This is a genomic window from Acinetobacter sp. V104_13 (assembly GCF_031798995.1).
Lineage (GTDB): Bacteria > Pseudomonadota > Gammaproteobacteria > Pseudomonadales > Moraxellaceae > Acinetobacter > Acinetobacter pittii.
Genome location: NZ_JAVQNP010000022.1, coordinates 92,090 through 104,179 on the forward strand (window position 1 = coordinate 92,090; position 12,090 = coordinate 104,179).

Genomic DNA, 12,090 nt, shown 5'->3' on the forward strand with positions numbered 1-12,090 from the left:
TGATGTCGAATAATATTAATACCGCAACAACAACAAGGATCACTTTATGACTCGTGACTACGAACAATTTCCAGATGACGATAACGGCAATGTACTTTGGCAAATGGCTGAAGACGGGGATGATTTAACCGAACTGCATGAAATTGAATTTTCTATTGCTTTTCATGATCAGAAAAATGCAGAGCAATGTGCACTTTATTTGCTTTACCAAGAACAAAAAGTTTCACTTTTTCAAGATGATTCTGTTGAGCCAAATGAATGGGTGATAACCATCTTCGTTAACATGGAACCTGAGTATTCAGATATTGTTGACTTGGAACAATGGTTTGCCAGTATCGCTGAGAAATTTCAGGGCGAATATGATGGATGGGGCTGTATGGCCTACGTCTTCGAGGAAGACGAAGAAGATGACCTGTTGCAGTAAGGTCTAAAATAAAGAGTAGGAGATAAATATGAACTTATCTCAAAAACAAATTGCAGTACGGTTTTTAGAGCTTGCCGCAGCTGGTGAAGTCGATGAAGCCTATAGCAATTACACCGCGCCAAACTTCAAGCATCACAATCCTTATTATGCGGGTGATGCGACTTCTTTGAAGGAAGGGATGCGTGAAAGTGCAATTGAAACGCCTAACAAAGTCTTTGATGTTCAACATGTCATTGAAGAGGGCGATTTGGTTGCAGTGCATTCAAAACTTGAAATGCAGATGAATGGGTTAACCACCTTGGCCGTGGTTCATATTTGCCGCTTTGAAAAGGGTAAAATTGCTGAGTTTTGGGATATTGGGCAAGTACAGCCCGACCCACTCATCAATGAAAATGGTATGTTCTAATAAAAAAGCCCGAAAATAATTCGGGCTTTTTTATTTATGGAAGAATTAAAATTTCCACTGTGCCGAAATTGAGGCGTTCAGGGGTTCACCTGGTTGAACCCATAAGTCGCTATAGCTTGAGACATAGTAAGTTTTATCAAACAGATTATTCACATTGAGCTGATAGCGTAGGCGGTCAGATGGGGCATAGTAGCCATTTAAATTGACCAGCGTATAGTTTGGTAAATTAAATCCATTATCTAGATTATGCCCGCTACGCTCACCCACATAAGTGAGATTGGCACCTACACCTGCTTTTCGTGGACCTTCTTGTAGAAATTCATAATTGGTGCTTACGGAGCCTTGGTGTTTTGGAACATTGCTCAGACGAGCGCCTTTTGCCAAGTCTTGGTCTTTTTCAATTTGAGCATCAATATAACTATAGTTGGCATTGACGAACCAGCGGTCATTGATTTGGCTATTTAAGTCAAACTCAATCCCTTTACTACTTACTTCGCCAGCTGCGGTTTGGAAGTCTTTGTTGATAGGATCTGTCGTCAGTACATTCTGCTTTTTCATTTTAAACAAAGCGAGACTCAGCACACTTTGGTCATTCATTTTATATTTGGTACCGACCTCATAGCTTTCACCTTTTTCCGGAGCAAAAGTCTGACTATTTCGGTTCATACCACTATTCATGGCAAATGAGCGGCCATAATTGGTATAAAACGCCCATTGGTCAGAGGCTTTAAAATTTACTCCAAAACGCGGACTATTTTGATGAAGGGTCTGGTTGCTTTCAGTCTGAGTCAGGTGATTTTTAAAGTCTTGTTCGACCTGATCAAAACGGTTGCCGAATAGCACACTCCACTGATCATTAAAAAAGATCTGGTCTTGTACATTAAGTGCAAAGTAACGCTGCTGTTCTTTGGTGTTGGTAAACGGAGTGAGGTTCGGTAAATATTTGCCGTATTCAGGTTGGTAAATATCAATTGTGTTTGGCATACCAGCACTGTGATTACGACGAAGCTGGTTTTGCTTATAGTCAAGTTGACCAAGCTCGGTTGAAAGTAAAATTTCATGGCGAGCCCAAGAGGTATCAAGCTTGCCAAGTAACTCTGTCTGAGCTAGGACATCTTCACTTGTATAGTCACGATAGCGACGTTGACGTTCTAAAGTACGTCCATCGGCTTGCATACGCCGAGGTTCGGTTGCAAAGCCGACCATTTTGGCATCTTTATAGCTGACCGCACTATTTAGTTTCCAGTCAGGATTAAACTCGTGACTAAGACGTAATTGGTAAAAGTAATCTTTTATTTTCAAATCGCCGTCGTCAGGTTCACCTGTAAAGGTTTTCGGGTCCATCACAAACTGGTGATTGACTGTGCTTACCCCACGGTCAAAGGTTCCTTTGTGCTCTGTAAATTCACTGTCAAAGTCGAGTTGCGTTTGGTCTGAAATTTTCCATGTAAACTGTGGTGAAAAGAACCAGCGTTCACTGCTGACATGATCACGGAAGCTTTGATTATCTTCATGAGCCACTGCTACACGATAGGCCAGTTCATCATTTATAGGCGCGGTATGTTCCAGACTAATTCGGTATTGTTCTTGGGTATTAGCGCGTAAGTTAACTTCACTTTCACTTTCCCATTGTGGTTTTTTACTGTTGAGGTTAAGCAAGCCTCCTGTTTCGCCGCGGCCATATAGCGCCGCCATTGGACCTTTTAAAAACTCTAAAGATTCAATATTTACTACATCTTTTGGAGCACTAATCCCTCGGTTGACACTCAAGCCGTTGCGGATCATTGAGGCACCTAAATTGGGATCGGTACTAAAACCGCGGAAAGAGTAATTATCCCAAAAACCGCCCCCATAATTGTTTTGATGAAAAACTCCGCTCACTAAAGTTAATGCATCATCAATCCGTTGAACGTCTTGTTGTTCTATCATTTGTTTAGAGAGAAAAGCACGATTAAACGGTACATCTAAAACATCGTGAGAAAACTTGGTTGCCGAGCTATTTTGGCTCACATTTTCCCGGGTGCTTTCAGCCTGAACACGTATGGTCTCAAGTACCGTTGACGTTTCTTCTGCCCAAGTGAGAGTCGATATAAACGAGAGTCCTAACGAAGACAACAAACCTAATTTGTGTTGCATAAATGAACAGCCATAAAAGACAAAAGGAATTAAATGTAATAGTATAACGTTACATTATTTTGTTGATTATCGCTATGCCTTTAGAAAAAAATATTGAGCGTTTACAGTCGATTGATGCCTTACGCGGTTTAGTTATCTTGATTATGCTGCTTGACCATGTAAGAGAAACTTTCTATCTGCATAAGCAGGTCATAGATCCAATGGATGTGACCGTGACTGAACCCGCCTTATTTGGTAGTCGGTTATTGGCACATATCTGTGCTCCGGTTTTTGTACTTTTAACCGGTATTTCTGCATTTTTATTTCAATCAAAAAAACAAGACTTACAGCAAACTCGAGCTTTTTTATTAAAGCGTGGCTTATTTTTGATTGGGCTTGAGCTCACGCTGGTGAACTTTGCTTGGACAGCTACCTTTCCACCCGAAGTCATTTATTTACAGGTAATTTGGGCAATCGGCATTAGCATGGTGGTTTTGGCTTGCTGTGTAAGTTTGCCTTTGCCTGTTCTTGCGGGTGCAGGTTTGGTTATTGTTTTTGGGCACAATTTATTAGATTCAGTACATTTCTCTCAAGGCATCTTACAAAATATATGGTTTGTTTTACATGACCGTGGTTGGCTTGAGTTTGCAGGCATCAAGCTTCGCACAAGCTATCCTGTTTTACCTTGGATTGGCGTGATTTTATTGGGCTATGCGCTAGGTCAGTTCTTTAGTTCAAAATATTCAGCAAAGCAAAGAAGCCGCACTTTACTTAGCCTTGGTTTAGTAAGTATTGGATTGTTTGTTTTACTGCGTTTTATCAATGTCTATGGCGACCAGCCGTGGCAACATTTTGAGTCATTACAACTTAGCCTTATGAGCTTTTTTAACCTCACTAAGTATCCACCGTCTTTATTATTTATTTTGCTGAATGTTGGAATTGGCTTGCTTGCGCTTGTTGCTTTTGAGCGTATGCAGCAATATTCATTCCTAAAACCCTTGGTGGTGTTTGGCTCGGTGCCTATGTTCTTTTACTTACTGCATTTATATGTGTTGAAACTCATGTATGTGTTTGCACTCAGTGTGTGGGGAGCTAACTACGGAAACTATTTGTCGGTCAATCATGTGTGGATGCTATGGTTAATCACGATTGTGTTGTCTTTTGCACTCTACCCAGCGGTTAAATGGTTCTCGAAGTTCAAACATCAAAACAAACATATTTCGATTTTAAAATATTTCTAATTTTCAAAACGTGAGTAAAGCGAATTCAATGAAGCTTCGCTTTACTTGCTTACATCGAGATATAGAGTTTCTTTGACTTCTTCCATAACCACATAACTGTGTGACGATGCCGAAGCAGGGAGTTTCTTTAGCAGATCTCCTAATAAGCGGCGGTATGCACTCATTTCTTTTAAACGCGCTTTTACAAGGTAGTCAAATTCGCCAGAAATAAGGTGACATTCGAGCACTTCAGGAATTTCGACTAAATCTCTAGCCACCTGATCAAACACATCGCCAGATTTGGCAGATAACTTAATTTCTAAAAAGACAAGCAGGTTACGGTCCACAAAGGCTGGGTTTAGCCGAGCGTAATAACCCATGATAATGCCATCGCGTTCTAGGCGTTTTACACGCTCTGAACAAGGGGTGGTCGACAGGTTAACTCTCGATGCCAATTCACTAATCGCAATTCGTCCTTCACGCTGCAAAATGTCCAGAATCATGCGATCTATACGATCTAAGGGGCGCATAGATATTTCCTCTTTTTTTTAAATTCTCGCGAGAAAAACATAAATTTACCTAGATTATAGCCTGAAAAACAGTGAAATAAACTATTGAAGCAGAAATATACTAGTTAAATAAACTGGTGTGCGTGAGGGAATGGAAATGCGCGTAATTGTTTTAGGTAGCGGCGTTATTGGAGTGGCAAGTGCCTATTATCTAGCTCAACAAGGAGCTGAGGTTACTGTTCTCGATCGCCAGTCAGGTCCTGCTGAAGAAACAAGCTTTGGTAATGCAGGTCAAATTTCGCCTGGGTATTCTACTCCTTGGGCAGCACCAGGAATCCCTTTTAAAGCTGTGAAATGGATGTTCCAACACCATGCACCGCTTGCGATTAATTTAGATGGCAGCATGTGGCAATTACAGTGGATGGCTCAAATGCTAAAAAACTGTAATCCGCAAAGTTATGCTGTGAACAAAGAACGTATGATGCGCGTGGCTGAATATAGCCGTGACTGCTTACGTGAACTTAGAAAAGATACAGGCATTAATTACGAAAACCGTGCAAAAGGCACGTTGCAGTTATTCCGTAAAGAAGCACAAATGGAAGCGGTTCAACGTGACATTAGCGTGCTACAAGAATGCGGCGTAAGCTACGAATTATTAAATGGCAATGAACTTGGTCGTGTAGAACCAGCGCTGGCAAATGCACAAGATAAACTGGTTGGTGGTTTACATTTACCAAATGATGAAACAGGTGACTGTTATTTATTTACCAATGCTTTAGCTCAAATTGCTAAGGAGTTGGGTGTTAACTTCCAGTTCAACCAGAATGTAGAAAAATTGATTGTTGAAGGCGATGAAATTAAGGGCGTTCAGGTCAATAGTAAAGTTTTAACTGCAGATCGTTATGTCTTAGCATTTGGTAGCTATTCACGTGATTTCTTGAAACCACTTGATCTACAGTTACCTGTATATCCTGTGAAAGGTTATTCGTTGACAATTCCAATTGTTGACCCTGCTTTTGCTCCACAATCTACAGTGCTTGATGAAACCTACAAAATTGCGATTACTCGTTTTGACCAACGTATTCGCGTAGGTGGTATGGCTGAGTTAAGTGGCTTTAACTTAGGCCTGAATGAAGACCGCCGTGCAACATTGCAAATGGTGACTCAGGACTTGTTCCCGGGCGGCGATATGGCACAGGCGTCTTTTTGGACTGGTTTACGTCCAATGACACCAGACAGTACACCGATTATTGGCGCAACTCGCTTTAAAAATCTGTTCTTGAATACAGGTCACGGTACTCTAGGCTGGACGATGGCGTGTGGTTCAGGAAAATTAATCAGTGACATCGTATTGAATCACAAGACTGATATCAGTACCGATGGCCTTTCAATTCAGCGTTATTCACACGCGCATGCTGCATAACGGACGTTAGGAAAGTAATCATGCCTCGTCCTATTACCGCAGTCATCCACCGTCAAGCCTTACAAAACAACTTGGCGGTGGTACGCAAGGCTATGCCAAACAGTAAGGTCTTTGCCGTTGTAAAAGCCAATGCTTATGGACACGGAATTGAACGTGTTTATGAAGCGTTTAAAGCAGCAGATGGCTTTGCCTTACTTGATCTTGATGAAGCAAAACGCATTCGTGCTTTAGGTTGGACAGGTCCAATTTTATTGCTCGAAGGAATTTTCTCTCCTCAAGATTTATTTGATTGTGTGCAATATCAACTCAGTTTCACCATTCATAGTGAAGCGCAAATTGAGTGGGTAGAAAAGCATCCTTATCCAGCTCAATTTGATGTTTTCTTGAAAATGAATAGTGGAATGAACCGTCTTGGTTTTAAACCACAGCATTATGTGCAGGCTTGGGAACGGTTAAATAACTTGGCAAATGTGTCCAAGATTACGCACATGATGCATTTTTCTGATGCAGATGGCGAGCGTTTTGGCCAGCAAGGCATTGATTATCAAATCACTGCATTTGAAGAAATTATTAAAGATTTACCGGGTGAAAGATCGGTAAGTAATAGTGCGGCAATTCTACGTTATCAAGACCAGCTCAAATCAGATTATGCCCGTAGCGGCATTATGCTCTATGGCAGCTCGCCAGACTACCCGACGCATAGTATTGCTGATTGGGGCTTGCAACCAACCATGAGCTTACGCAGTGAAATTATTTCCGTTCAGTATTTAGAGCCGAATGAAAGCGTAGGTTATGGCTCAAACTTTGTCGCAGAGCAGCCTATGACGATTGGAATTGTCGCTTGTGGCTATGCTGATGGTTATCAACGTATTTCACCAACAGGTACGCCTGTTTTAGTGGACTCAGTCCGCACTCGCACAATTGGTCGTGTCAGCATGGATATGTTGGCAGTCGATTTAACAGGTATTGAAAGTGCCAAAGTCGGCAGTGAAGTCGTGCTTTGGGGCCAATCAAGTACAGGCGTCGTTTTACCTATTGATGATGTCGCAGTTTCATCCGGTACGGTGGGCTATGAACTGATGTGTGCTGTCACCGCCCGTGTTCAATTTATTAATCAGGTATAAGGAAATCCGAATGTCTAATTCAGATATACAAAAGATTAACACTAACGAAGTCATGAGCGCCGTGACTGTTTTTAACAAAGTAGTTTATCTGTCAGGTCAGGTACCTAAAAATACCGAGCAAGACGTGGTAGGCCAAACTCGTGAAATTCTTGCAACGATTGATGAACTTTTGGCATTAGCCAATACCGACAAATCTCGCTTGCTCTCTGCACAGCTCTATTTGAAAAATCTTTCTGACTTTTCAACCGTAAATGCAATTTGGGTTGACTGGTTAAAAGGGTGTGTTGCTCCATCGCGTGCCACAATTCAGGCCGATTTGGTCAATCCGGATTGGTTAATTGAAATTGCCGTGATGGCAGCACAAAAGTAATTCGTTTTTACTCCAAAAATGATGATGTATCTAACAGAAGGAAGATAGATACGGTTTATCCAGTCATTTTTGGTGAACAGATTCAGCGGCCTATGGCATACGGTTCGATTTTCGCCATAGGTTGCTGATCTTAACAAAGGAATTCAAAAAGGAATTTTAATATGACAATGGCTCGTCATTCAGATACGGAAAATTCTCCTGATCATCTGCAACGAAAACTGTCTAACCGTCATTTACAACTGATTGCTATTGGCGGTGCAATTGGAACCGGCCTATTTATGGGTTCGGGCAAAACTATCTCCCTCGCAGGTCCTTCAATCCTTTTGATCTATATGATTATTGGAGGAATGTTCTTTTTCTTAATGCGTGCAATGGGCGAGTTGCTCCTTGCAAATCTGCATTACAAATCTTTTGTTGATATGGCTCATGATCTGATTGGTCCTTGGGCTGGTTATTATTTGGGCTGGACTTATTGGTTAGGTTGGGTGCTGGTGGGTATTGCGGACCTTTCAGCAGTCATTAACTATTTAGGTTTCTGGCTACCCGATGGAGCAAGCTTCTCTCCGATACAGCAAGCCATGATTAGTGCAGGCTGTGTGTTGTTTGTGATGGGTCTTAACCTCTTAACAGTACGCCTATTTGGTGAAATTGAATTCTGGTTTGCACTTATTAAGATCTTGGCGATTATTGGTCTGATCGGAGTGGGTAGCTACATGATTTTCAGCCATTTCCAAGCTCCGCAAGGCGCTGTTGCAAGTATCAGTAATGTCTGGTCGCATGGCGGTTTATTCCCGAAAGGTACAGAAGGCTTCTTGGCAGGATTCCAGATTGCTGTATTTGCTTTTGTCGGGGTTGAACTTGTAGGTACAACGGCTGCTGAAACCAAAGATCCACAGAAAAACTTACCGAAAGCGATTAATGCGATTCCGGTACGTATTATTTTGTTCTATGTGTTGGCATTGTTTATTGTGATGTCAGTAACCCCTTGGGATCACATTCGTGCAGACAAAAGTCCGTTTGTTGAGTTGTTCTTAAATGCTGGTATTCCTGTTTCAGCCATCATCATGAACTTAGTTGTACTTTCTTCGGTGATGTCGTCAATGAACAGCGGCGTGTTTTCAACTAGCCGTATGTTGTTTGGTTTATCAAAAGACGGTCAGGCACCTGGTGCATTTGGTCGTTTATCAAAACGCGCAGTTCCTTCAAATGGTTTGATTTTCTCTTGTACCTTTATCATGGGCGGAGCGGTGCTTCAGTACTTTGTTCCAAACACGATGGAAGCATTTACTTTGGCAAGTTCACTTTGTGTGATTCTATTCATTAGTGTCTGGAGTCTCATCATGGTGTGCTATTTACGCTACCGTAAATTACGTCCTGAATTACATGAAAAATCAACATTCAAAATGCCAGGTGGCGTTTGGATGAGTTATGTTGTTTTGGCATTTATGCTTTTCACTTTAGTCATCTTGGCATTAGAGCCAGATACATTGAAAGCTTTATATGTCAGTCCAGTATGGCTGGTCATTTTAGGTGTTACCTATCATGTGTTGTATAAACCACGTATGAAAAAACTAGGACGTGAACTCGTCAACGATCATTAAGTTTTATTAAAAAGCCAATCAATCATGATTGGCTTTTTTTATTTTTATTAGATTTTTTATCGGAATAATATTGTTTATTTTTGAATCACTAGTGCAGTTTGGAGGGTATTGGAAAAGTACATATAGCAGGATCACATGCTACACTTCGGCTAATCTGGAAACCCAGATTGATTAATTAAAATTGCCGTGAAGGCAGTACATAAATAATGTGACTTAAAAAAATCAGGACAAACGATTTATCAATTAAGGAAAAAATATACTTGAACATCTTGTCCTGAGGTATAGACTCAGCAACCCACGATATACGGTTCGTTTTTCTCCCTATAGGTTGCTGATTTAAGTTAAGCAAAATATAAAAAGGACTTCTAATATGACAATGGTTCATCATTCTGATGAGGCAAGCTCCCCTGATCATTTACAACGGAAATTAAATAATCGCCATCTACAAATGATTGCAATTGGCGGTGCAATTGGAACCGGCCTATTTATGGGCTCGGGCAAAACCATCTCCCTCGCAGGTCCTTCAATCCTCGTTATCTACATGATAATTGGTGGCATGTTCTTTTTTCTGATGCGTGCATTGGGTGAACTACTGCTTGCCAACTTACATTACAAATCATTTGTCGATATGGCTTATGATTTGATCGGACCATGGGCTGGCTATTATATAGGCTGGACTTATTGGTTAGGCTGGGTACTAGTCGGTATTGCTGATTTGTCTGCGGTCATTAACTATTTAAGTTTCTGGCTGCCCGAAGGCGCCAGTTTCTCACCCATGCAACAAGCCATGATTAGTTCAGGCTGTGTACTATTCATTTTAGGGCTTAACCTGCTTACTGTTAAGCTATTTGGTGAAGTTGAATTCTGGTTTGCGCTGATTAAGATTTTGGCCATTATTGGCTTGATTGGAGTGGGTGGCTACATGATCCTCACTCATTTCCAAGCTCCTCACGGTGATGTGGTGAGCATCAGTAATGTCTGGTCGCATGGCGGCATATTTCCAAAAGGCGTAAGCGGATTTTTGGCAGGTTTCCAGATTGCCGTGTTTGCCTTTATTGGCGTTGAATTGATTGGTACAACTGCTGCTGAAACGAAAGATCCAGAGAAAAATCTACCGAAGGCAATTAACGCGATTCCTGTACGTATTATTCTATTCTATGTGTTGGCACTCTTTGTGGTGATGTCAGTAACACCTTGGGATCACATTCGTGCAGATAAAAGTCCATTTGTTGAATTGTTCTTAAATGCAGGTATTCCTATTTCTGCAATTATTATGAACTTGGTTGTACTGTCTTCGGTGATGTCTTCAATGAACAGCGGTGTGTTTTCAACCAGTCGTATGCTGTTCGGTTTATCGAAAGATGGTCAGGCGCCAAGTGCTTTGGGGCGTTTATCAAAACGTGCCGTACCTTCAAATGGTTTAATCTTCTCATGTATTTTCATTATGGGTGGGGCAGTGCTTCAGTACTTTGTTCCAAACACCATGGAAGCATTTACTTTGGCAAGTTCACTCTGTGTGATTCTCTTTATTAGTGTATGGCTTCTGATCATGGCATGCTATTTACGTTACCGTAAGTTAAGTCCAGAGTTACATGCTAAATCGACCTTTAAAATGCCAGGCGGGGTGTTGATGGCGTATGTTGTCATTGCATTCTTCTTGTTCACTTTAGTGATTTTGGCACTAGAGCCAGATACATTAAAAGCGGTATATGTTAGTCCATTGTGGCTAGTTGTTTTAGGCGTTAGCTATCATGTGTTTTATAAACCACGCATGAAAAAACTAGGCCAAGAAACTTTTGAATAATTATTAATAATTTCAAAAAAGCCAATCGATCATGATTGGCTTTTTTATTTAGGTTCTTTAATCAACCAACAAATGCTGATATTTGTCAGCTTGTTTGCGTAGATAATCCCAGACGAGTTTAATGCGCGGTTCATGTTGTAAATCAACAAATGTCAGCATCCAAAATGTGTGGGTAAAACGAACTTGTTGCTCTAACACTTCTTCAAGTTCCTGTTTATCATCTGCCAAAAACTTGGGCAAAATCGCAAGTCCTGCACCCGCACTTACCGCAATTTGCTGGGCCAAAATACTGCTGCTACGGAAGTTAGCATTCAGCTTTAAAGGTAAACGTTCTAGACAATACAACTCAGGGCTATACACCAGATCATCAATATAGTTCACAAAGCGATGTTGGGTTAAATCTTCTAAGGCACGGATAGGCGGGTTTTGAGTCAGATAGTTTTTGCTACCATAAATTTTTAAACAATAATCTGATAATCGCGTAATGATGTAAGGGCCAGACGTAGGACGATCAATTGACACCACAATATCTGCCTCACGGTGTGAAAGCTTAATCATTTTTGGCACTGGAATTAGGTCGATGGTGAGCAGTGGATATTGAATCGAGAACTCAGCCAATAACCGAGCTAAAAACGCAGTACCAAAACCTTCAGGTGTGCCAATTCGCACACGACCTTGCAAAGGTTGGTGTGGTTTTTCAATTTGTAAGAAAGCTTGTTCCATTTGCTCAACTCGAGGAACCAGTGCCATCCCTTCGAGAGTTAACTCATAGCCCGTTGCTTCACGCTTAAACAGCGTTGTACCCAAAGCAAGTTCTAGGGCCTGAATTCGTCTTGCAACCGTACTGTGCTCGACACCAATAATCCGCGCAGCATTGGTCAAGGTTTTAGTCCGAGCTAAAACCAGAAAAAAATGTAGATGATCCCAATCCACTTTCATTTTTGTTGTAATCCTTGTGCATATTTGCACAACAATCGTGCATGAATTTCCGTTGGTGGTCAAAGTTTTCTTTGCTAGTCTCAATTGAAACTGAAATAAAGAAAATACGATCAAAAAGTATTTTCTAATAATTGAACACAATAAAAATATGGCCT

At 41.1% G+C, this 12,090-nt stretch carries 11 protein-coding genes; 8 read left to right on the forward strand and 3 right to left on the reverse strand.

The window, feature by feature from the left end; genetic code table 11:
- Positions 1-46: 46 nt before the first annotated feature.
- Entirely contained in the window at positions 47-424 is a 378-nt protein-coding gene (locus RMB06_RS07565) for a ribonuclease E inhibitor RraB (protein WP_005079563.1), read from the forward strand.
- Positions 425-452: 28 nt separating this feature from the next.
- A complete protein-coding gene (locus RMB06_RS07570) occupies positions 453-830 on the forward strand; it encodes a nuclear transport factor 2 family protein (protein WP_009387369.1) in 378 nt (125 codons plus the stop codon).
- 45 nt (positions 831-875) lie between these two features.
- Here the strand turns inward: RMB06_RS07570 and RMB06_RS07575 are convergent, their stop codons facing one another.
- A complete protein-coding gene (locus RMB06_RS07575) occupies positions 876-2,966 on the reverse strand; it encodes a TonB-dependent siderophore receptor (protein WP_311079003.1) in 2,091 nt (696 codons plus the stop codon).
- Positions 2,967-3,040: 74 nt separating this feature from the next.
- Between RMB06_RS07575 and RMB06_RS07580 the strand changes: the two genes are divergently transcribed.
- The gene (locus tag RMB06_RS07580; RefSeq protein ID WP_031966913.1) at positions 3,041-4,186 is read left to right on the forward strand and encodes a DUF1624 domain-containing protein; all 1,146 of its coding nucleotides are present in this window, start codon (positions 3,041-3,043) and stop codon (positions 4,184-4,186) included.
- A 41-nt stretch (positions 4,187-4,227) separates the two neighbouring features.
- On the opposite strand, the gene RMB06_RS07585 is transcribed toward RMB06_RS07580, so the two are convergent.
- On the reverse strand, positions 4,228-4,695 hold the full coding sequence (locus RMB06_RS07585; protein ID WP_005804788.1) for an Lrp/AsnC ligand binding domain-containing protein: 468 nt from the start codon (positions 4,693-4,695) through the stop codon (positions 4,228-4,230).
- A gap of 136 nt (positions 4,696-4,831) precedes the next feature.
- Here RMB06_RS07585 and RMB06_RS07590 point away from each other — a divergent pair, with 136 nt between their 5' ends.
- The 5 genes from RMB06_RS07590 to RMB06_RS07610 all read left to right on the forward strand — a co-directional run bounded on the left by RMB06_RS07590 (position 4,832) and on the right by RMB06_RS07610 (position 10,996).
- Positions 4,832-6,097, forward strand: a complete 1,266-nt coding sequence (locus RMB06_RS07590; protein WP_200001901.1) for a D-amino acid dehydrogenase — start codon at positions 4,832-4,834, stop codon at positions 6,095-6,097.
- Between the two features lie 20 nt (positions 6,098-6,117).
- A complete protein-coding gene (gene alr, locus RMB06_RS07595; protein ID WP_033850955.1) occupies positions 6,118-7,221 on the forward strand; it encodes an alanine racemase in 1,104 nt (367 codons plus the stop codon).
- 10 nt (positions 7,222-7,231) lie between these two features.
- Positions 7,232-7,591, forward strand: coding sequence for a RidA family protein (locus RMB06_RS07600; protein WP_033850956.1), 360 nt, complete (start codon positions 7,232-7,234; stop codon positions 7,589-7,591).
- Positions 7,592-7,752: 161 nt separating this feature from the next.
- Positions 7,753-9,192 carry an amino acid permease gene (locus tag RMB06_RS07605; protein ID WP_311079004.1) on the forward strand — a complete coding sequence of 480 codons (1,440 nt, stop codon included), beginning with the start codon at positions 7,753-7,755 and terminating at the stop codon, positions 9,190-9,192.
- A gap of 370 nt (positions 9,193-9,562) precedes the next feature.
- A complete protein-coding gene (locus RMB06_RS07610; RefSeq protein WP_304398311.1) occupies positions 9,563-10,996 on the forward strand; it encodes an amino acid permease in 1,434 nt (477 codons plus the stop codon).
- 57 nt (positions 10,997-11,053) lie between these two features.
- On the opposite strand, the gene RMB06_RS07615 is transcribed toward RMB06_RS07610, so the two are convergent.
- The gene (locus tag RMB06_RS07615; protein ID WP_311079005.1) at positions 11,054-11,935 is read right to left on the reverse strand and encodes a LysR family transcriptional regulator; all 882 of its coding nucleotides are present in this window, start codon (positions 11,933-11,935) and stop codon (positions 11,054-11,056) included.
- Positions 11,936-12,090 lie beyond the last annotated feature (155 nt).

Coding starts and splice junctions, on each gene's coding strand:
- RMB06_RS07565 (WP_005079563.1), top strand. CDS start 47: ATGACTCGTGACTACGAACAATTTCCAGATGACGATAACGGCAATGTA.
- RMB06_RS07570 (WP_009387369.1), top strand. CDS start 453: ATGAACTTATCTCAAAAACAAATTGCAGTACGGTTTTTAGAGCTTGCC.
- RMB06_RS07575 (WP_311079003.1), bottom strand. CDS start 2,966: ATGCAACACAAATTAGGTTTGTTGTCTTCGTTAGGACTCTCGTTTATA.
- RMB06_RS07580 (WP_031966913.1), top strand. CDS start 3,041: ATGCCTTTAGAAAAAAATATTGAGCGTTTACAGTCGATTGATGCCTTA.
- RMB06_RS07585 (WP_005804788.1), bottom strand. CDS start 4,695: ATGCGCCCCTTAGATCGTATAGATCGCATGATTCTGGACATTTTGCAG.
- RMB06_RS07590 (WP_200001901.1), top strand. CDS start 4,832: ATGCGCGTAATTGTTTTAGGTAGCGGCGTTATTGGAGTGGCAAGTGCC.
- alr (WP_033850955.1), top strand. CDS start 6,118: ATGCCTCGTCCTATTACCGCAGTCATCCACCGTCAAGCCTTACAAAAC.
- RMB06_RS07600 (WP_033850956.1), top strand. CDS start 7,232: ATGTCTAATTCAGATATACAAAAGATTAACACTAACGAAGTCATGAGC.
- RMB06_RS07605 (WP_311079004.1), top strand. CDS start 7,753: ATGACAATGGCTCGTCATTCAGATACGGAAAATTCTCCTGATCATCTG.
- RMB06_RS07610 (WP_304398311.1), top strand. CDS start 9,563: ATGACAATGGTTCATCATTCTGATGAGGCAAGCTCCCCTGATCATTTA.
- RMB06_RS07615 (WP_311079005.1), bottom strand. CDS start 11,935: ATGAAAGTGGATTGGGATCATCTACATTTTTTTCTGGTTTTAGCTCGG.